Consider the following 18,722-nt stretch of genomic DNA (forward strand, 5'->3'; position numbering starts at 1 on the left):
GTCCCCCATCGACATTCGAAACCGGCAAGGTAAGGCCGGCCAAGCGGGGTATCATGAAGAACCAGACCATGATTGTAACTGGTGGTGGCAGCGGGCTCGGGAAGGCCGTTTCGCTCGGACTTTCGGCAGAAGGCGCGCGTGTTGCAATCATCGACATCGATCCGAAAGCGGCCGACGCAGTGGTCGCAGAAATCGAATCCTCCGGCGGCGCTGCATTTGCGATCATCGGCGACATCACCACCCGCGCCGGTGCCGCCGCACTCGTCGGCGATGTCGTTGCCAGAGCAGGCCGCGTTCATGGCCTGTGCAACTGCGCCGGCGTCTACCCAAGACGGCCGATCCTCGACATCAGCGACGAGGACTGGGATTTCAGCTTCTCGGTCAATGTGCGCGGCCTCTACGCCGTGTCCGTCGCCGTCATCGCGCATATGAAGGAAAATGGTGGCGGGCGCATTGTCAATGTCGCCTCCATCGACGCTCTCAAATCTCATCCGAAGAATGCACACTACGCGGCGATGAAGGCGGCGGTGGTCAGCCTGACCAAGAGCCTTGGCGAGGCCTGCGCGCCGGACAATATCCTCATCAATGGCGTGGCACCGGCCGGCATCGCGACGGAAAAGGCGCGCGCGGCGGGTTTTCTGCCGGAGCTTGCGGCCCAGACCGCGATCGGCCGCGCCGCCGAGCCTGAAGATGTCGCCGATGTCATCGTTTTCCTCCTCTCGGAGAAGAACAGGTACATGGTCGGCGAAACCGTCGCCATCAGCGGCGGCTACTTCATCGCCTGATCCATCCCCCCAATTAAAGCAGGGCACTCGACATGCATTTCGGCATTTTCAACCTCATGAGCTTGCGTGACAATCCGGGCGGGATCGGCGGTATCATCGAGGACACGCGCACCATGGTCAGGCTTGCCGAGGATATCGGCTTCGAGATTGCTTGGTTCGCGGAGCATCATTTTACCAACTATTCGATCAGCGTTTCGCCGCTGATGGTCGCCGCGCATATGGCTGGCATCACCAGCCGCATCAAGCTCGGCGCCGGCGTCGTCGTGCTGCCGCTCTATCACCCGATGCGCGTGGCGCAGGAGATCGCGCTTCTCGATCAGTTGAGCGGCGGCCGGGCCGTTCTTGGCGTCGGGACCGGATACCAGGCCTATGAATTCGAGCGCTATGGCGCCGAGGTGACGGAAAAGGCCGATATCTTCCTCGAATACTGGAGCATCGTCGAGCAGGCGCTGACAGAGGGGCGCGCGGCGCTGAAGGGCCGCTACGTCAATGTGCCGGAAGCCGTCTTCACGGTGCGGCCCCAGCAAAGGCCGATGCCACCGGTCTATTGCACCTCGCCGCATCCGCCGATCTTGAAGGCGCTCGCAAAATGGGGCGGGATTCCGTTCGTGACCGCCGGCTGGCGCGGATCACAGGCACTTCCCGACATTACCGAGAAAGTGCGGGAGGCCTGGGTGGCTGGCGGCTTGGATGGTAGATCGATGCCGGTTGCCCTGCAACAATACATTCATGTGACCGACAGCAAGGAAGAGGCGCTCGAGGCGGCCGAACGTGCCCGCTGGGTGGGCAGGCTGGTGCACGGATTGCGTAGCAACGTGCTGACGCTGGACGGCTCGCATGTGGTTGCCGCACCCTTTCCGGACGAGCCGCCGCTTGAGGTCTTCCGCGACAATCTGCTGATCGGCGACGCCCACTATGTCGCCGAAAGGCTGATCGCCGAAATCAGGACGCTCTGGCCCAGCCATTACAATTGCTTCTTCCAGTTCGGCGACATGCCGGTCGCCCGCGCACGTCGCTCGCTCGAGCGCTTCGGCGCCGAAGTGCTGCCGCTGGTCGAGAAGGAGCTGGGTCCGCTCGACAGGATCGGCCGATAGAAGCCGACGACAGATCGCATAGGGAAGGAAAACGCCTCGGAAGGACAGACAGGGAATTTCAGCAGATGACGTGAACGCAACGACGCTCACGGGGACAATCGAACCAGAGGGAAACGACATGTTGAAAGAATTCGCAGCAGCGGTGTCGCTTACGACACTGCTCATGACGACCATTGTATCTTCATCTTCCGCCGAAACGCTGGGTCCCGTGACCGACGATATCGGCGTCGTGAAAATCGCCAAGGGCGATCCCATCTTGATCGGCGGCTACACGTCGCAGTCGGGCGGCGACACCAACCAGGGTATCGACGAGTTGCGCGGGGCAGAAATCGCCATCGCGGATCAGGGTGGCAAGGTGCTGGATTTCCCGGTGAAGCTTCTCGGTGAGGACGCCCAATGCACCGCCGAGGGCGGGCAGACCGCCGCCACCAAGCTTGCCGGCAACAAGCAAATCATCGCCGTTGTCGGCCCGACCTGCTCGAGCGGCGCGCGAGCCGGCCTTCCGATCCTCGCCAATGCCGGGATCCCGAGCGTCGGCATCGGCGCCACGGCTCCGGCATTGACCGCTGCGGATCGCCCGGCGGAGTTCAAGGGCTTCCTTCGCGTCGTGCCGAACGACCTTCTGAGCGCCTCCTTCACCGTCGACTATGCCGTCTCGAAGCTTGGTTTGAAGACAGTCGCCACGATCCATGACGGCAGCCCCTATACAGAACAGCTGGTGAAGGCTTTCGAAAAGGATTTCGTTGCCAAGGGCGGAACCGTCGTCGCCAGCGAAGCGATTGCCCCGACCGACACCGACATGCGTCCGGTGCTGACGCGCATTTCTACCAAGAAGCCCGACCTGGTCTTCACCCCCGTCTTTACCTCCAGCATCGGCTTCATTCTGCGCCAGCTCCCCGAAGTGCCGGACCTTGCCAAGACGACCGTGATCGGCGGCGAAGGTGTGTTCAGCGCCAATGTCATCGAGGCGGCGGGCAAGGATATTGTCGGCTTTCGTCTCGTGGGACCGTCGACCGAACTTTTCTCGGAACGGTTTCCGGTCTTCGTGAAGAAGTTCAAGGATGAGTATGGCGAAGCGCCGACAGGCGGCTTCAGTGCCTATGGCTATGACGCAACATTGCTGACGCTGGATGCGATCAAGACGGCCGCCAAGACCGACGCTGAGGGCAATCTCTATATCGGCCGCAAGGCTCTGCTCGACGCGATGATGGCCTCGAAGAACGTGCCGGGGCTGACCGGCATGCTCTCATGCAACGCCTATGGCGATTGCAGTGCCGCAACCTACGCCGTCTGGCAATTCGTCAGCGACGATGCCTCTTCCTTCGCCCCCGGCGAAAATCCTAAGCGGATCTACCCATGAACGTGCGCGCCGTCTCCGTGACGATCAGCGACGGGATATCGGAATGGCTGCGCCGATCGATATGGGTCGATCATCTCATGCTCGCCATTCGTATCGCCGTGGCGGCGGTCGTCCTGGTGGGTCTTGCCGGCGGAGTGACCGCCGGCACCTACTCTCTCACCAATTTCGTCTCCTTCGTAGTCTTCGGGCTTACGATCGGCAGCGTTTACGCCCTGATCGCACTCGGCTATACCATGGTCTACGGGATATTGAGGATGATCAACTTCGCCCATGGCGACGTGATGATGACCGGCTCCTTTGCCGGTCTGTTTGCGGCGCTGGCGCTGGCCGATGCCGGCCTGACAAGTGCCGCGCCGCTTTTGGCGTTGCCCATCGTGCTGGCGGTCGCCATGGGAACCGGGGCGGCGGTGTCCATGACCATCGAGCGCATTGCCTACCGGCCATTTCTGCACGTCCGCTCGCTAGCGCCACTGATCTGCGCGATCGGCCTCTCCTTCGTGTTGCAATATGGCGCCCGTGGGTTGTTCGGCACCCGCAACCGCGCCTATCCGTCCTTTGGCTGGATGGAGGGAACGGTCAACCTTGCCGGCCTTGTCATCCCCATTCCGCAGATCGTTGCTTTTGCCTTCGCGGCGATCGCGCTCGCCGGCCTGGCAGCCGTGGTTCGCCTCAGTCCTCTCGGCAAGGCAATGCGTGCGGTTTCCGAAGACCGTGACGCAGCGGCCCTGGTCGGGATCGATGTCTCCCGCACCATCGTCTTCACCTTCGCGATCGGCGGTGCGATGGCTGGTGTCGCCGGCGTCCTCTATGCGCTAGTTTTCAAACAGATCACCGTCTTCATCGGTTTTTCGCTCGGCATCAAGGGCTTTGCGGCGGCAATCCTCGGTGGTATCGGCAATCTTGGCGGCGCCATGCTCGGCGGTCTGGTTCTCGGGCTTGCCGAGGCGCTCGGGCCTGCTCTCCTGCTGGAAGGATATGGCTTGCCTGCGCCCTACCAGCTCAAGGATGTGATCGGCTACGGCATGCTGGTGCTCATTCTCATCTTCAGGCCGCAGGGTCTGCTTGGCGAGCGGCTTGCCGCGAAGAGGGCCTGACCCATGTCCTTCAACGTCGTCACTTCGTCCTACAGGCTTGTGCGCAAACGCCGGAGCGCGCTGCAGGAAGCCTTGCGCATCGGCGTACTCGCCGGTCTTTCGGCTGTGGCTTTCGCGCTGATCGGCGCTTACGTCCTCATGGACAAGCGCTTCATCGTCGAGGACACGCTCACCCTCTCGCAGATCGTGCTCGCGGTCACCGCATGCGTCGCCGGCTATTGCGGCGCGAAGGCTGCCGACGAGATCGGCCTATCCAAAGCACCCATTTTTGCCTGGGGCGCCGTAGCGGGCCTCATCGCCGCCATCTGCCTTATCCTGATGCTGGTCCTGGTCGCGACGACCAATATCCGCACGATCCTCGTTGCCGCCAGTCCGATGCTGCTGAATGTCATGAGCTTCGGATTTGCCAGAGCATCATGGCAGTGCTTTGCGGGCATTCTGGCGGGGGCTTTGGTCTTCGCCCTTGCCGGAGCAGGGCTAACTCAACTGGGTAGAAACCTGCGTCGTGCGATCCTGACGGGCCTTGCAACGGCGCTCATCGCTGGACTGTTTCGCGACGTTCTCGTTGCCATGATACAAAATCTTCCGGGCGGCGCCTCGCTCGCCCGCGCGGCATTCGGATCCATGGGGCTCAATCCGCTGACCTGTGGCATCCTCGTCGTTGCGGCCACGCTAATATCCTACATGAAATCCCGACGGCCCGCGTCCCCGCGCAACGGACATTCACGGCTTGGGCTTGCGGCACTCCTAGTCGCTGTTCTGCTGCTGCCGATGATCACCAGTGATTTCGTGGCGCAGATTGCCATGCTGGTCGCGCTCTACATGCTGATGGGCATGGGGCTCAATATCGAACTCGGGCTTGCCGGCCTTGTCGATCTCGGCTTTGTCGCGTTCTTCGCTGTCGGTGCCTACACGATCGCGCTGTTATGCTCCGACGGACCGTTGGCAATCGCTGACATCTCCTTCTGGCTGGCTATGCCGATCGCAGTCGGCTTGGCCGCCACGGCCGGCTTTCTCTTCGGTCTGCCGGTGCTGCGCGTGCGCGGCGATTATCTCGCCATGGCCACCCTCGGCCTTGGTGAAATCGTCCGGGTTCTCGTCCTCTCCGACGCTCTCGCACCGATCCTTGGCGGCTCGCAAGGCATGATCGGCATCAAGCGACCCATGCTCGGCGACATCGTGCTGAACCAACCCACCGAGCTTTATTATCTGGCGCTGGCGCTTGCCGCCGTAGTCGCCTTCATCTCCTGGCGGCTTCAACGCTCGCGCATCGGCAGGGCCTGGCTCGCCATACGCGAGGACGAGGATGTCGCGCAGGCGCTCGGGATCGATCCAGTCGCTTCCAAGCTGGTCGCCTATACCGTCGGCGCGGCCTTTGCAGGGGCAGCGGGCGCGGTCTTCGCGGTGTTGATCGGCTCGGTCTTCCCGTCTTCGTTCCAGCTCCTGGTCTCGATCAACGTGCTGGCGATCCTGGTCATCGGCGGGCTCGGCAGCCTGCCCGGCGTTCTGGTGGGCGCGGCCGTGTTGATCGGCCTGCCCGAATTGCTGCGCGAGTTCGGCGAGTTCCGCTATCTCTTCTACGGCCTGGCGCTCGTCGTGATGATGCATGTCCGCGCCGAGGGGCTGTGGCCGGTCAAGGTCGCTTCCGCCGGAAAGGGGGTCGCCCATGGTTGATACGGAAAACCTTCTGCAAGTCGATGGCCTCTACAAGAGCTTTGGCGGCCTGCACGCGGTCAACAATGTTCATCTGAGCATTGCCGCCGGCAGCATTCATGCCATCATCGGGCCGAACGGCGCGGGCAAGACCTCGTTGTTCAACTGTATCACGGCCTTTGTCAAACCCACCGCCGGAACCATCCATCTCGCCGGCGAGCGGATCGATGGCCTTCCCGCCCATCGCGTGGCGCGATACGGCATTGCCCGCACCTATCAGAACGTCCGGCTGTTTCCGGATATGACGGCGGTGGACAATGTTCTGGTCGGGCTGCATCGCCGGCTGTCCTGCCCGATATGGCAGGCCGTTGTCAGCACGCCGCGGTATCGCAGGGAGGAGCGCGAGGCGAGGGAGAAGGCCCACGAAATCCTCTCCTTCACGGGCATCGAAAACAGGGCGAACGAGCTTGCCCGGCATCTCTCCTATGGCGACCAGCGGCGGCTGGAAATTGCCCGGGCCATCGTTGCCGGTCCACGGCTTCTGATGCTCGATGAGCCGGCGGCGGGCATGAACCCAGCGGAAGGTGTCGCACTCGTGGAGCTTATCGAACGGATCCGAAGCCGGCTCGGTATCACCGTCATTCTGATCGAGCATCACATGAAGGTGGTGATGGCGGTTGCCGAGCGCATCACCGTCATCGATCGCGGCACAGTCCTGACGGAAGGGACGCCATCGGAAATCCAGGCCGACGAGCGGGTGATCGCCGCCTATCTCGGCAGTCGCCGTGTCCGGGCGCCGCAAGCGGGCAGGAAGGTGGCCGTCGAATGAAATCCCTCGAAGTCAGAAACCTGACGGTCGCCTATGGTGAGATCGCCGCGGTGCGCGACGCGAGCTTTCACGTTGCGGCCGGCACCATCGCCACCATCGTCGGCGCGAACGGCGCCGGCAAGACCACGATCCTCAATGCGCTTTGCGGCTTGCGGGACGTGCGATCCGGCACCGTGCTCCTCGACGGGGAGGACATCACGGCACTCCCACCGCATTTGCGGGTGCGCGAAGGTCTTGTGCAGGTCCCAGAAGGGCGCCGCCTGTTTGGGCGCATGACAGTGTTTGAAAATCTCGAGATCGGTGGCTTCGCGCGCAAGGGCAAGACGGGACGCAAGCAGGATCTGGACGAAATACTCGAGCTTTTCCCGCGCCTTGCCGAGCGGCGACGCCAGCTTGCCGGCACGCTGTCGGGCGGGGAACAGCAGATGGTTGCGATGGGACGCGCCATGATGACGAAACCCGGCGTGTTGCTGCTGGACGAGCCGACGATGGGCCTTGCGCCGCAGATCGTCGATACCGTTCTGGACGCGGTGCAAAGCATCAATCGGCAGGGTGTGACGGTGCTGCTGGTGGAGCAGAATGCCTACCGCGCGCTCGAGATCGCCGATCATGCATTCGTGTTGGATACCGGCGAGGTCACGCTTTCCGGCTCGGGTGAGGACCTGCTCAACCATCCCCGTGTGCGCAGTGCCTATTTGGGAGAGGAGAAATGAACATGCCATTCGGAGCGGCGGCAAATACCTGTATCGACCCGCCGCTGGCCGCTGACGATTTTCGCGCCGCCATGCGCGAATTCGCCGCCGGCGTCACCGTCGTCACCACGCTGTCGAAGGACGGAAAGCGTGGTTTGACGGCAACCGCCGTCTGTTCGCTTTCCGCCGAACCCTCGACGCTGCTTGCCTGCATCAATCGCGATTCCGACGGGTACAAGGCGATCTGCGAGAGCGGTTTCTTCTGCGTCAATGTGCTTGCGGCCGAACAGAGCGAGCTCGCCAGCCGCTTTGCCGGACGCGACGGCATCCGCGGCGAAAGACGCTTCGATCTCGGAGACTGGGAGAACATGCGGACCGGCGCGCCAGCGCTTGCCGATGCGCTCGCGGTCTTTGATTGCCGCACCGCCGGAACCCTCGATTGGGGAAGCCACACCATTTTCATCGGCTCGGTAGTTGCCGCCCGCGTGCAGCCTGGTCGCCCTGGACTGGTCTATCGCGCCGGCAGTTTTTACGGCGCATGATCAATTAAATTGAATAGGGAACATGACCTCATGACGCGTCTGGATGGGAAAGTGGCAATCATCACCGGAGCCGCGTCCGGCATCGGCCGGGCAATGGCGCAGGCCTTCGTGACGGCCGGCGCCCGGGTCTTCGCCGTCGACCTCAGTGCCGAGAGGCTGCAGGAGACGGCGGCGATCATCGACGCGCCGGAAAGCTTTGCAACCCACGTTGCCGATGTCGGCAAGCAGGAGCCGATTGCCGGCATGCTGGCGGCGGTGGAGGCTTGTTTCGGTCCGCCCGCGGTGATCTGCAACAACGCGGGCGTGCTCGATCGCATGGCGCCGGTCGACGAGACGGACGATGCCCTTTGGCAGCACGTGCTTGATGTCAATCTCACCGGTCCGTTTTTGGTTACCCGTGCCGCACTGCCTGGCATGTTGCAGCGCGGCGCCGGCATTTTCGTCAACACTTGCTCCATCGCAAGTTTCCAAGGGGGCAGGGCGGGATTTGCCTATACGGCCACGAAGCACGGCGTTCTTGGCCTTACCCGCTCGGTGGCAGCAGCCTATGGTGATCGCGGCATACGCTGCAACGGCATTGCACCGGGATCGGTGAAGACCAATATTGCATCAGGTAGCGAACCGTCGGCATCGGGATGGGAACTGAGAAAGAAGGGTTTGCCCACTCGGCCGCCGCAGGCGACGGGGAACGATATCGCACCTGTCGCGGTCTTCCTGGCCTCGGACGCCGCCGCCTATATCAACGGAGCCTGCATCGTCGCCGATGCCGGCTGGACAGTGTACTGAAAGCGGGAGGAACGATGCCTGTAAAGCGTCTGCAGAATACGTGGTTGGTCGCAGGAGATGTCGCGGCAACCCGGGATTTCTACGAGCACCTGTTGGGACTAGAGGTGAAATTCGCCGACGGCAGCCGCTGGGTGCAGTTTGCCGCCGGCGGCACGAATTTCGCCATCGGGGCGACCGGGGAATATCCCGTTGGATTGCAAGACAGCCCTGCGGGTGCAATTCCGGTGTTCGAGATCGATGATATGGACGAGCGAAGGCAAAAGCTCGCCGTAGGCGGCGTGGAGGTTCTGGAACTACGCGACATGGGCTCGCACGGGCGGGTATTGACCGTCCGAGATCCGGACGGCCACATTGTCCAGCTCTTCGAGCGGGCGGCGGAATCCTGCCGCCTCGGTTAACGGGCTCACCTCCTCAGGGAATTCAACCAAAACCGGAATCTGTGCATTGATCGGGCAAGTCTAAAGCGGTTCATTTCTTATCGAAATCGAGTGGGGATTCCCAAGTCGGGGCGTCCACAGATGCACCAACGCCGACCAGCGGCGGAAGACAATTATCGTGGCTGTGAACACCCACCCTGCCGAGCGCTATACGCATTCCGTCGAGGGGTGGGTTAATGTCCCCAAAATCAAGAAGCGAATTGTGCCGGCATAATCTTGTTTATGGCCGCAAGAAATGCCGCCGCGGCCTATCTATTTTCTTGTAGCAGAAAGTTGCGGGCGATCTTCGGATGAGCATCTGCCAGCTGCCTGACATTTTCGCGGATGCTTGCTACCTCTCGGCGATCGTGCCCTTGGCGTCAAAGCGCGTCAATGCGCTGTAGATGTTAGCGCCAACGAGCTGGACGCCGCCAACGGGATGGAGACCGTGTGGCTATATCCGAACGTCTTGCAGTGATAGCGCAGAACGTACAGCGTGCCGTTCCTTCGGCCAGCTTTTCCGACGATCAACCGTTCAAGCTCACCAGCGTTGCTTTTACGCAACCGGATGATGAGGCCCAGCAAGTCACCATTCTTGACGCATTACGCAGCATGTCCGCCACTGTGACAGTCAATAATCTCTAGATACTCGGCTGGCTCGGTCAATATGACAAGCTGGCTATGGCGCGACGTGTTCTCCTTGATCAGTATGGCCTCGATATAGATTCAGATCGTTCAGCCGTTCTTTATGTTCGCGATTCCATGAACGACGCCCCCATGTTTTCGTTCTTTCAGCATACAGTGGGGGGTGAGCACGGTACGCACGTATCTCGATAGGCTCCCCCAGCCTCCACGCTGGGTCAAGCGAGGTCCCGGTGGTGCAGGCTTTGTTGAGGCGGCAAACGCGGTCATCCTGTCGCGGGCGGCCTAAGTTTTAATAAGCGATCAGCCGTCGCGGCAGGGAAGGGAACGGATGTTTTCGACTTTCGCCCTGGATTTCGGAGGCCTCGTCCGCCGCCTCGCTTCGGCATCGAGCGGGCCGGCATAGCTCGCAGGCCCACCCACCTGAGCGATCAGGCCTCGGCTGCCTTTGCCGCCATCGTTGCCTTGGCCCACCAGACCAGTTCGTCGAGTGCAGTTTTTGCCGTGGGCAGAAGGTTTGCCTCGATTTCGGCGATCGGTTTGTTGCCGAAGGCCGGATGTATGGCCATAAAATCGCCGGCGCAAATATGAACGGCAGCATGCGTGGAAACCATCTGTAGTTCCACGCCGATTCCCCGAAGATGTTCGATCGCACGCGCCGCACCAGTGCCGCCATAACCAATGGCGGTGAATGGCTTGCGGATCCATTCCTTGTAGGCCTGATCAAGCGCGTTCTTGAGAACCCCTGTAATCGAGTGGTTATATTCCGCGACGACGAAGATGTAGCCATCGTAGCGCGCGATAGTTTCCTGCCAGCGCACTGCTTCGGCATTCTGGCTTGGCATCCACAAGTTCGATGCCATTTCGTCGAACAAGGGAAGCGGGTGATCGCGCAGGTCGACCAGTTCCACTTCGATGTCTTCGTTAGCCCGGGACGAGTCTGGGGGGCGACCTGATTTCTGCCCAGGCGGCATCCGGCATGAAGGCGGCGTGACTCTTCACCAGGCTTTCGTGTGGAACGCGGGAACCTGTCGCTCCGATGTTAAGGGAGAAACCCAAGCAGGCGGTCCCTGCGAGGGTGAGATTACCGAAGCGGAGCACAGGGGCGGAGCAGCCCGTAGTAGTGCTGAAGGTCCCGTAATAGGACTGGAGCGAAGGGGTTGCGTTGTTCAGCTCTGGAGCGAGGACAACCGGCGACGGGAGGATCCTCGTGGATAGAGCAAAGCCATATACGATTCCGAAAAGGGAGGTGTGGGAAGCCTATAAGAGGGTTAGAGCCAACCAAGGAGCGGCTGGCATTGACGGCCAGACGATTGCGGACTTTGAGGCTGATCTTACGAACAACCTATACAAGCTCTGGAATCGGCTGGCGTCGGGCAGCTACTTTCCGCCGCCGGTGCGGCGGGTCGACATACCCAAGAGCGATGGGAAGACGCGCCCGCTGGGCATACCTACGGTCGCCGATCGCATTGCGCAGATGGTGGTCAAACGCCATCTGGAACCGACGGTGGAGCCTAAATTCCACCAGGATTCCTATGGATATCGGCCCGGCAAATCGGCGCTCGATGCGATCAGCGTGGCACGGCAGCGATGCTGGCGTTACAACTGGGTTCTTGATCTCGATATCAAGGCTTTCTTTGATAGCATCGAACCGGACCTGCTGATGCGGGCTGTGCGCAAGCACACCGATTGCCCGTGGGTGCTTTTATACATCGAACGATGGCTGAAAGCGCCAGTGCAGATGCCGGACGGAAATCTCGTCGCCAGAGAACGAGGAACGCCACAGGGCGGGGTAATCAGCCCCCTCTTGGCAAACCTCTTTCTTCACTATGCGTTTGACATGTGGATGTGTCGTTATTTTCCGGACATTCCGTTTGAGCGTTATGCTGACGACGCGATCTGTCATTGTCGGACCGAGGACCAGGCGATGGCGCTTCAGAAAGCTCTGGACGCGCGTTTTACTGACTGCGGGCTGACGCTTCATCCTGACAAGACCAAAATCGTCTACTGCAGGGATGAAAGTCGGCGAGGTACTCACCCGGTCTACAAGTTCGACTTTCTCGGCTACACTTTCCGGCCGAGACTGGTGAGCAAGAAGGCCGGGGGCATGGGTGTTTCATTCGGTCCTGCGGCCAGTCCGACGGCGCTCAAGGCGATACGGGCACGATCCGTAGTTGGTCCTTGCACCTTCGCAGTGACAAGGCTCTCGATGATCTGGCACGGATGTTCAACTCATACATCCGCGGCTGGATCAATTACTATGGTCGGTTCTGTCCGTCAGCGCTCCAACCTACGCTCTGGAGCATCGAACGATACTTAGCTCGATGGGCTTCGGGAAAGTACAAGTCCTTGCGTAGGCACAAGCGGCGATCCCGACATTGGCTTTTGCGCATCGCGCAGCGCCAACCTCGACTGTTCGCCCATTGGCCTCTGCTTCATGGATACGGCCGAACAATGGGAGCCGGATGATGCGAGAGTATCACGTCCGGTTCTGAGAGAGCGTGGGGGTGAAACTCCCGCGCGCCACTCGCCTCGTCATCACCATCGCCGGCAGGAAACACTGGCTCTGGCGTGCCGTCGATCATGATGTCTACGTACTCGACGAAATCGTTCAGAACCGCCGTAATACCAAGGCCGCCAAACGCTTGCTTGTTCGTCTGCTGAAAAAGCAGGGCTTAGCGCCAAAACGGATGATCACCGACAAGCTACGATCTTACGCCGCCGCAAAACGCCAGATCATGCCTACCCTCGAGCACCGTTCCCACAAAGGATTAAACAATCGAGCGGAGAACTCGCATCTGCCGCTGCGAAAACGGGAGCGGGTGATGCAAGCATTTCGATCATCGGGAAGCCTTCAACGGTTCCTCTCAGCTTTCTCCGCGGTCCGCAATCTCTTCGTGCCGCCTCGGACAAAACGCACCGCGCTTGCACTCCACCTGCATCGGCTGAGCGCGTTTGCACACTGGAAGTCCGTCACCGCTGTTACCGCCTGAAGTCCGGCACCCACTAAGCTTTGTCTTCACAGACTTAACCTGAGATCACCCTCCAAACAGCTAGGTTCCAGGGCGCACAGGTTGCCATGCCTGCGCCGACCTCGGCACTATGCGCGCAAAATTTTTCAGTTGCTAGGACGTTGAAAACGTGGCGGCGTCCTCATGGGGGAGGGCTATTTTTTGAACAGCGCGTTTACAAGCCTAGTAATTGAGCAATAGGATGCTATCGCAAGCTTTGCTTCAGGCTCAGACTACCCGATTCCAGCAGGCATTTTCCATGGTGTCCTCACCCTTAAATCTTCCCGATGACCTTCCTATCATGGACGCCGACGAGCTGCCGGTACGCTAGGGTTTGACGCTGGTCGCCGCCGGCAAGATTCATCTGATCGTCTTGTGATCGAGCGGCCCCGTATTCACAAAAACAAGAGAGGGAACTGATGACAAGTATTTTCAAGCTAATGAGACAGGGGTTGCAGCTTCTGGCGGCAGTCATGCTGATCGCTTTTGGCGGCACGCAGACCGTTCACGCTGCCGGATTGAAAATCGCCATGGTCATGCCTGGTCCGATCAGCGACAATGATTGGAATTCGGTCGGCTACAAAGGACTTCAGGCGGCGGCCAAGGCGTTGGGGGCAGAGGTTGCCTATTCAGAAAATGTCAGCGATGCGGATGCCGAGCGTGTTCTGCGCGACTATGCATCGCGCGGCTACAAGCTGATTTTTGCCCACTCGTTTTCCTATGGCGACGCCACCCTGAACGTCGCCGAGGATTTCCCGGATACAACGTTCATGGCGGGAACTGCCAAGGAACTTGCCCACAATGTCGGCAGTTATTCCAACCCCGATTATCAGGGCGCCTACCTCGCCGGCATGCTGGGCGCCGGGGCATCCAAGAGCAAGACCATCGGCTGGGTCGGTGGCATGCCGGCGCCGAATATGCTGGCCAATCTCCACGCCTACGAAGCCGGTGCCAAGGCGATGGTTCCCGATGCCAAGGTTCTCCATAGCTTCATCGGCTCCTGGTTCGATCCGCCCAAGGCTAAGGAAGCCGCGATTGCTCAAGTCGAGCAGGGCGCCGATGTTCTGTCCGCCCAGGGCGTCGGCGTGATCGATGCCGCAAATGCCAAAAACGTCTTTGCGCTCGGCGCCATGACCGATCAGAACCATCTCGGTCCTAAGGTTGTGCTGACGAGTGTTCTCTGGGATCTCGGTCCGCTCATCACTGCTGTCGGCAAAGCCGTGGAGGACAAGACTTGGAAAAGCCAGAACTGGTCGTTCGGCATTCCGGAAGGTGCCGTCAGGCTCGCCGATTTCCACGGGCTGGATGCCGGCGTTTCTCCGGACGTGCTGAAGGCCGTCAAGGCAAAGTTTGACACGATCAAGTCTGGCGCCTTCACCGTGCCGCTGGATACGTCAAATGCCGACTGAAAACAAAGGTTTTCCGACAGCTTCCGGCATCGCGCCAGAAGCCCTCGGGGAGGCTGAGACGAAAGCTGCGCCGCTGCTTGACATGCGGGGCATCCGGGTCGCTTTCGGCAATTTTGTTGCCAATGATGCTGTCGATCTCACCGTCAGGGCAGGCGACATCCATGCGCTGCTCGGGGAGAATGGTGCTGGCAAGTCGACCCTGATGAGAGTTTTGGCCGGCCTCCTGGTCCCCTCCAAGGGCGATGTGTGGATCGGCGGGAAGAGAGAAACAATAGCGGGTGCTGCTGAAGCCATGCGGCTCGGTATCGGCATGGTCCATCAGCATTTCATGCTGGTGCCTCCGCTCACCGTCGCCGAGAACGTGTGTCTGGGCCTCCCTTCTGCTGGAAGGCTTATTCCCAATCTCAAGCAGTGCGCCAACAAGATCCAGGCGCTGGCGAAGGCCTATGATCTGGATGTCGACCCGAATGCGCGTATAGCGGATCTTTCGATTGCTAGTCAGCAGCGGGTGGAAATCTTGAAGGTGCTCTATCGCGGCGCTCGCATCCTTATTCTCGATGAACCAACGGCCGTGCTGACACCGCAGGAAACCAGTGGATTATTTCGTATCCTGCGCCTGCTTGCAGCGGAGGGAGCGGCAATCATCTTCATCAGCCACAAGCTCAACGAAGTGATGGCGTTGACCTCGCACGTCACAGTGCTCCGGCACGGCCGTGTCGTGGCGAGCGCCGCCACCGCGGATACAGATACACGCAGTCTGGCGCGCATGATGGTTGGGGCAGATATCGCTTTGCCGAGGCTGGAAGACACAGTCGCTTTGGGCGCTGTTGCCGAAGACGGCAAAAGCCCCGTGCTTTCGGTCAAGAACCTCGTCTGCCGTGATGTAAGTGGCGTTCGGCGCGTCAGCGGCGCCAGCCTAAGCGTAAGGTCGGGCGAAATTGTCGGCATCGCGGGCGTTGATGGGAATGGTCAACAGGAACTGGCAGAGGCGATCGTCGGCTTGCGCAAAGTCGAAGGCGGCTCCATCAGCGTGAACGGCCACGAGGTCACGCATGCTTCTGTCGCAGACCGGATCGATCTCGGTCTTGCCCACATACCGGAGGATCGTCACCGCACGGCATTGGTGGAGCCGATGACGATAAGCGAAAACGCAGTGTTGGAACGCATCGGAGATGCGCCATTTTCTAGAAGCGGTTGGATCGACAAGGCGGCGATAGCATCGCTTGCAGATACTATCATCAAGGATTTCGACGTACGCACGACGGGCCGGGAGCAAAAAATCGGAACGCTCTCGGGCGGCAATCAGCAAAAGGTCGTTCTGGGGCGGGCACTTTCGCGTGATCCAGGCCTGATCGTCGCCGTTCAACCCGTTCGCGGTTTGGATATTGGTGCGACCGCATTCGTTCATCGGCAGCTTCTGGCGCGTCGCGCCGCCGGGGCCGGGGTCCTTCTGATCTCAACAGAGCTCGATGAAATCCTCGCGCTTTCAGACAGAATCGTCGTCATGTTCAAGGGCGAGGCAATCGGCGAGTTGAAACGGGAAGAGGTGACTGTCGAACGGTTGGGTTTGATGATGACGGGGCAGGTGGCATGAGTGGAACAGAAGATGTTCAATTGAAACGGCTGGACGTTTCACCCGCTTTGGTCAGCAGCATAGTTGCGGTCCTCGCCGCCTTCATGGTGGGCGCGCTGTTGATCGCCGCAGTCGGTGTCAATCCGCTGACGGCATATGGCGTGCTTTTCGATGCGAGCCTCGGCAATCGCAATGGGCTGTCAGAGACCCTGGTGCGCACCGTGCCGCTTGCGCTTTGCGGTCTCGGCATTGCGCTTGCCTTCCGAGCTGGCGTCTTCAATGTCGGCGCCGAGGGACAGTTATACCTTGGCGGGACTGCGGCGGCGGCCGTCGGCGTCGCAGGTTCCACTTTTCCCCTTGTCCTCCTTCTGCCAGCAATGATGCTGGCGGCGGCCCTGGCGGGTGCGCTCTGGTCGGGGCTCGCCGCCTGGCTCAAACTTCGCTTTCGCGCTGATGAGCTGATCACCACGATCATGCTGAATTACGTGGCGATTGATTTCGTCTCCTTCCTTTTGCATGGACCGCTTCAAGACCCGAATTCGCCACTTGCGCAGACGGCACGTTTGACGACTGAGGCGCGGCTTCCCGCGCTTCTGTCTGGTACGCGCTTGCATGCCGGTATTCTTATCGTTCTTGTCGCCGTCATTCTGGCTCACGTCTTTCTCTGGAAACGGGTTGGTGGCTTCCGCCTTCGCGTCGTTGGCCTTAATGCGCGCGCGGCCGTCAACGCCGGGATCAATGTGCGCTGCGTGATCATTCTCGGATTTCTGGTGAGCGGTGCGCTTGCCGGGCTCGCGGGATTTGCCGAGGTGTCCGGCGTGCAGCGGCGCATGATCGAGAACCTTTCACCCGGTTTCGGTTATACTGCCATCATCGTAGCGCTGCTCGGCCAAACCAATCCGATCGGCGTATTGGCGTCAGCGTTCCTGTTTGCCGCTTTGCAGATAGGCGCGACGACTATGGAGTCGGCGGCGGGGGTGCCGAGCACGCTGACGACAGTCATTCAGGGGCTTGTCGTTCTGTTTCTCATCGGTAAATCGGCGGTGCCGCTTGCCTTGGGATGGCTTTCTCGCCGATTGCGACTAAGGGCGGTAACATGAGCATGGTGTCCGCTCTGAACGACCCGGTATTTGCGGGCTTTCTTGCTGCTTCAATGCGGTTGGCCATACCGATCATGCTGGCAGCCCTTGGCGGGCTCTTTGCGGAGCGGTCTGGTGTCCTGAACATCGGACTGGAAGGCATGATGCTCATCGGAGCCTTCGTAGGCTTCGTCGTCACATTTGCAACTGGGCAATTGGCCATAGGAATTATTGCCGCTGTTTTCTCAGGCGTCGCCGCCGGCCTTTTGCTCGGCCTTTACACGATAACGCTCAGCGCCAATCAGGTGGTGGTTGGGATTGCCCTGAACCTGCTGTCGGTCGGCGTGACCTCCTTCTTCTACCGCCTGTTCTTTGGCGCGGTCGCGGATCGACCGCGGATCGAACCCTTCGCGCCTGTTGACTTCGGCTGGGTCGGTGACGTACCGGTAATCGGCCCCTTGCTTTTTCGTCAGGACATGCTGGCTTATCTCGGGCTCTTGCTGATCGTCCTCACCTGGTTTGTGATGAAGAAGACGCGATTCGGGTTGAATATCCGTGCCGTCGGCGAGCATCCAGAGGCAGCCGAGACACTCGGAGTCGATGTCGTTCACACGCGATATATCGCGATTGCTCTCTCCGGTGGACTGGCGGCACTCGGCGGCGCCTTTCTGTCGCTTTCAGCAACAGGCGTCTTTCTCGACAACATGACCGCGGGTCGTGGCTATATCGCCCTTGCCATCCTCATTCTCGGTCGCAGACATGCCATTGGCATTCTGTTTGCCGCCCTCCTCTTCGGTTCCGCGGATGCTCTGCAACTGCGAGCCCAGCTTCTGCCCATCAATGTACCACTGCAATTTCTACTCATGTTGCCATATGTCTTGACGATTGTGGTGCTTGCCGGATTTGCCGGTCGGCAAGGCACGCCCGCGGCCCTCGGGTTGCCCTTTCTCCGCAGTGGTTCGCAAAAAGGATGACTGACTATGCTTGATCTTCACGAAGCCACTTCGCCTGAAGTTGGGAAGGCGGTTAGCAAAGGTGCGGTTGCCGTACTGGCCGTTGGTGCACAGGAACAGCACGGTGCGCACCTGCCGCTGTCGACGGATACCGTCATGGCACAGGGCGTAGCGCGGCGCATTGCCGAGGCAATCGGCGGTCTTCTGTTGCCGCCGATTGCCTACGGTGACGCATGGAACAATGAAGGCTTCCCAGGCACGCTGTCGCTTTCGCCAGACACCATGCGCACGATCTTTATGGATATCGGCCGGGGGCTTTCGCGATCCGGGTTCAGGGCGCTCGTCATCGTCAATGGTCACTTTGGAAATCGAGAGCCAATCGCACTTGCCGCCCGTCTGCTGAAGCAGGAGACAGGCTTTCCCGTGCTTCATCTGGACTATCCAGGTATGGAACAGGCCGCAAACGATATCTGCGACAGCAAACCCGCCGCGCCGACCTTCTACCATGCTGACGAGGTCGAGACCTCGATCATGCTGGCGCTAGCCCCCCATCTGGTGAGGATGGACAAGGCCGTAGCGGAATATCCGACATTTCCCGCGACATTTGGCATGGAGGCGATCAGTCTCAGCACGTTCAACAAATCCGGCGTCTTCGGCGACCCAACACCCTCCACGGCTGCCAAGGGAGAAGCCCTGATTTCCCGTATCGTTGATGAGAGCGTCAAGCTTGTCGAGTTATTCCTCTCGGGTAGATGACAAGTGCGATGGCCCAGCCGCAGTCCCCGGGCTTCGCTCCGGGTAGCC

General features: G+C 60.3%; 17 protein-coding genes and 2 pseudogenes. 18 read left to right on the forward strand and 1 reads right to left on the reverse strand.

Annotation, left to right across the window (positions count from 1 at the left end; genetic code table 11):
* Window positions 1–53: 53 nt before the first annotated feature.
* From JTP94_RS05985 to JTP94_RS06035, 11 genes are all read left to right on the forward strand, one after another.
* Window positions 54–785, forward strand: coding sequence for an SDR family NAD(P)-dependent oxidoreductase (locus JTP94_RS05985; protein ID WP_204849623.1), 732 nt, complete (start codon window positions 54–56; stop codon window positions 783–785).
* A 32-nt stretch (window positions 786–817) separates the two neighbouring features.
* Window positions 818–1,879: an LLM class flavin-dependent oxidoreductase gene (locus JTP94_RS05990; protein WP_204849624.1), complete on the forward strand. Its 1,062-nt coding sequence runs from the start codon at window positions 818–820 to the stop codon at window positions 1,877–1,879.
* A 118-nt stretch (window positions 1,880–1,997) separates the two neighbouring features.
* Window positions 1,998–3,239: a branched-chain amino acid ABC transporter substrate-binding protein gene (locus JTP94_RS05995; RefSeq protein WP_204849625.1), complete on the forward strand. Its 1,242-nt coding sequence runs from the start codon at window positions 1,998–2,000 to the stop codon at window positions 3,237–3,239.
* Window positions 3,236–4,333, forward strand: coding sequence for a branched-chain amino acid ABC transporter permease (locus JTP94_RS06000; protein ID WP_204849626.1), 1,098 nt, complete (start codon window positions 3,236–3,238; stop codon window positions 4,331–4,333). The genes JTP94_RS05995 and JTP94_RS06000 overlap by 4 nt, the downstream gene beginning before the upstream one ends.
* 3 nt (window positions 4,334–4,336) lie before the next feature.
* Window positions 4,337–6,007 (forward strand): branched-chain amino acid ABC transporter permease, encoded by a 1,671-nt coding sequence (locus JTP94_RS06005; RefSeq protein ID WP_204849627.1) that lies wholly within the window; start codon window positions 4,337–4,339, stop codon window positions 6,005–6,007.
* Window positions 6,000–6,815: an ABC transporter ATP-binding protein gene (locus JTP94_RS06010; protein WP_204849628.1), complete on the forward strand. Its 816-nt coding sequence runs from the start codon at window positions 6,000–6,002 to the stop codon at window positions 6,813–6,815. The genes JTP94_RS06005 and JTP94_RS06010 overlap by 8 nt, the downstream gene beginning before the upstream one ends.
* Window positions 6,812–7,528 (forward strand): ABC transporter ATP-binding protein, encoded by a 717-nt coding sequence (locus JTP94_RS06015; protein WP_204849629.1) that lies wholly within the window; start codon window positions 6,812–6,814, stop codon window positions 7,526–7,528. Before JTP94_RS06010 ends, JTP94_RS06015 begins: the two co-directional genes overlap by 4 nt.
* Window positions 7,525–8,049, forward strand: a complete 525-nt coding sequence (locus JTP94_RS06020; protein WP_204849630.1) for a flavin reductase family protein — start codon at window positions 7,525–7,527, stop codon at window positions 8,047–8,049. The genes JTP94_RS06015 and JTP94_RS06020 overlap by 4 nt, the downstream gene beginning before the upstream one ends.
* Before the next feature lie 30 nt (window positions 8,050–8,079).
* Complete coding sequence (locus JTP94_RS06025) at window positions 8,080–8,835, forward strand: SDR family NAD(P)-dependent oxidoreductase (RefSeq protein ID WP_204849631.1); 756 nt, start codon at window positions 8,080–8,082, stop codon at window positions 8,833–8,835.
* A gap of 14 nt (window positions 8,836–8,849) precedes the next feature.
* Window positions 8,850–9,233, forward strand: coding sequence for a VOC family protein (locus JTP94_RS06030; protein ID WP_204849632.1), 384 nt, complete (start codon window positions 8,850–8,852; stop codon window positions 9,231–9,233).
* Window positions 9,234–9,701: 468 nt separating this feature from the next.
* On the forward strand, window positions 9,702–9,896 hold the full coding sequence (locus tag JTP94_RS06035; RefSeq protein WP_204849633.1) for a hypothetical protein: 195 nt from the start codon (window positions 9,702–9,704) through the stop codon (window positions 9,894–9,896).
* A 428-nt stretch (window positions 9,897–10,324) separates the two neighbouring features.
* On the opposite strand, the gene JTP94_RS06040 is transcribed toward JTP94_RS06035, so the two are convergent.
* Window positions 10,325–10,867: an NADPH-dependent FMN reductase gene (locus tag JTP94_RS06040; RefSeq protein ID WP_204849634.1), complete on the reverse strand. Its 543-nt coding sequence runs from the start codon at window positions 10,865–10,867 to the stop codon at window positions 10,325–10,327.
* A gap of 236 nt (window positions 10,868–11,103) precedes the next feature.
* On the opposite strand from JTP94_RS06040, the pseudogene ltrA reads away from it, so the two are divergent.
* The 7 genes and pseudogenes from ltrA to JTP94_RS06075 all read left to right on the forward strand — a co-directional run bounded on the left by ltrA (window position 11,104) and on the right by JTP94_RS06075 (window position 18,674).
* Window positions 11,104–12,362, forward strand: a pseudogene (gene ltrA, locus JTP94_RS06045) (group II intron reverse transcriptase/maturase).
* A gap of 62 nt (window positions 12,363–12,424) precedes the next feature.
* Window positions 12,425–12,886 (forward strand): annotated as a pseudogene (locus tag JTP94_RS06050) (IS6 family transposase); the annotation flags it as partial.
* 437 nt (window positions 12,887–13,323) lie between these two features.
* Window positions 13,324–14,313, forward strand: coding sequence for a BMP family protein (locus JTP94_RS06055; protein WP_204849635.1), 990 nt, complete (start codon window positions 13,324–13,326; stop codon window positions 14,311–14,313).
* Complete coding sequence (locus tag JTP94_RS06060; protein ID WP_246754675.1) at window positions 14,303–15,907, forward strand: ABC transporter ATP-binding protein; 1,605 nt, start codon at window positions 14,303–14,305, stop codon at window positions 15,905–15,907. The genes JTP94_RS06055 and JTP94_RS06060 overlap by 11 nt, the downstream gene beginning before the upstream one ends.
* Window positions 15,904–16,986 (forward strand): ABC transporter permease, encoded by a 1,083-nt coding sequence (locus JTP94_RS06065; RefSeq protein ID WP_204849636.1) that lies wholly within the window; start codon window positions 15,904–15,906, stop codon window positions 16,984–16,986. The genes JTP94_RS06060 and JTP94_RS06065 overlap by 4 nt, the downstream gene beginning before the upstream one ends.
* Window positions 16,983–17,939, forward strand: a complete 957-nt coding sequence (locus JTP94_RS06070) for an ABC transporter permease (protein ID WP_204849637.1) — start codon at window positions 16,983–16,985, stop codon at window positions 17,937–17,939. Before JTP94_RS06065 ends, JTP94_RS06070 begins: the two co-directional genes overlap by 4 nt.
* 6 nt (window positions 17,940–17,945) lie before the next feature.
* A complete protein-coding gene (locus JTP94_RS06075) occupies window positions 17,946–18,674 on the forward strand; it encodes a creatininase family protein (protein ID WP_204849638.1) in 729 nt (242 codons plus the stop codon).
* Window positions 18,675–18,722: the final 48 nt, after the last annotated feature.

Source organism: Martinezella lusitana (assembly GCF_016901135.1).
Lineage (GTDB): Bacteria > Pseudomonadota > Alphaproteobacteria > Rhizobiales > Rhizobiaceae > Rhizobium > Rhizobium lusitanum_D.